This is a genomic window from Vibrio sp. YT-19(2023) (assembly GCF_033337395.1).
The window spans coordinates 1-1469 of the sequence record NZ_JAWOQN010000096.1 but is presented as its reverse complement, the minus strand read 5'-3'; the positions used below and the strand labels follow the sequence as shown (position 1 = coordinate 1469).

Here is a 1469-nt window from a genome sequence, read left to right as displayed (position 1 = left end):
ATGGTGTCGAGGGCGTTATTGTTGTCAGCAGCAAGGGCGGGATGGCTTAGAAGCGCGAGGAGGATCAGCCCTTTTTTCATGGTGCCTCCCAAATGGTGGCGGTGTCGTAACCGGTATCAGAGAGGCCGTTCACCTGTATCACCTCTTTAATGACGCGTTTGCCCTCTGGCGTTCGCGCCATAAACACCACCGCATGGATGCCACTGGCGATGAGCGCGCGATTGGGTGTGGCGGTCGCTTCACTGACGCATTGCTCCAGTCTATCGAGCCCTTGTCTCGCTGAATCGGCATGAATGGTGGCGATGCCGCCAGGATGGCCCGTGTTCCACGCTTTAAGTAAATCCAGCGCTTCACCGCCGCGCACTTCTCCCACCATGATGCGGTCGGGGCGATAACGCAGTGTGGTGCGAAGCAAGGTGCGCATGGAAACGTTCGCTGTGTCATTGGTGCGCTTAATCACATGGTTAGGCGCGCTGCATTGCAACTCGTTGGTGTCTTCAATGATGACCATACGCTCGTCCGGTGCCACCATGGAGATTTGATGCAACAGGGCATTGCCGAAGGTGGTTTTTCCTGAGCCAGTGCCCCCCGCGACCAGGATGTTGCGTTTATCAACAATCAACTGACGTAATACATTAGCGGCTTCTTTGCTTAACGTTCCTGCCTTAATGTAGTCATCAAAGGTAAACACGCGCGTGGCCTTTTTACGAATGACAAAGCTAGGGTTTTCCACCAAAGGCGGTATAAGCCCCTCAAAGCGGCTGCCATCAAGAGGCAGTTCACACTCCAAAATTGGCTGCGTGGCCGTGACCGTCTGACGATGATAGTCACTGACGGCATTAAGAATGCGCGTTGCATCCTCGGGCGTGACCTCGCCCACGTGCGTCATCGCTTCCCCTTGACGCTCAATCCATAACTTACCGTCAGGGTTGAGCATGATTTCAGTTAAATCAGGGTCTTCTAAATAATCAAGTAACCCCGCTTGTAAAAAATGATGGCGAATGCCTTGCAAAGCTCGGTTCATCGCGACCTCCTTACCATTTCATGCTGGGATGTTGCCACTCTTGTGACCAATCTTTGCCATCGGTTGGGTCCAGATTGAGCGGTTGAGTGAGCATCTTCTCTTCGGCAACGCGCTGGCGCTCTACCGTATCGGCGTCCGCGGCCATTTGCGTGGCGCTCATTTGGATTTGCGTTTGCATCAGGGTTTGCAATTTCTGGAGCTGCTGCGCCAGTTGCGCGAGCAATTCCGCGTTGGCCTGAGCGATTTCCATTGCACCATCGGCGCCTTGCACGTGCGACTGAATGGACGCGATCGTTTGATGGTCGTCAACCTGGTACTGACTCATTTGTTGCGCCAGTGCCAGTGAACTTTGCGCCGTATCTCGTAGGGCATTGCCCTGCTGCTGATAGGTGCTCACCGAGTTCATGTCGCTAATCGATTGGCCCTGATAGGCTTCGGTGCCGCC

The 1469-nt window shown here is 54.4% G+C and carries 1 protein-coding gene and 1 pseudogene; both read right to left on the bottom strand.

Going from position 1 to position 1469, the window contains the following annotated elements:
• Positions 1 to 76: 76 nt before the first annotated feature.
• Positions 77 to 1024: a P-type conjugative transfer ATPase TrbB gene (gene trbB / locus R7E78_RS24075; RefSeq protein ID WP_318058330.1), complete on the bottom strand. Its 948-nt coding sequence runs from the start codon at positions 1022 to 1024 to the stop codon at positions 77 to 79.
• Between the two features lie 10 nt (positions 1025 to 1034).
• Positions 1035 to 1469, bottom strand: a pseudogene (locus R7E78_RS24070) (P-type conjugative transfer protein TrbJ); the annotation flags it as partial.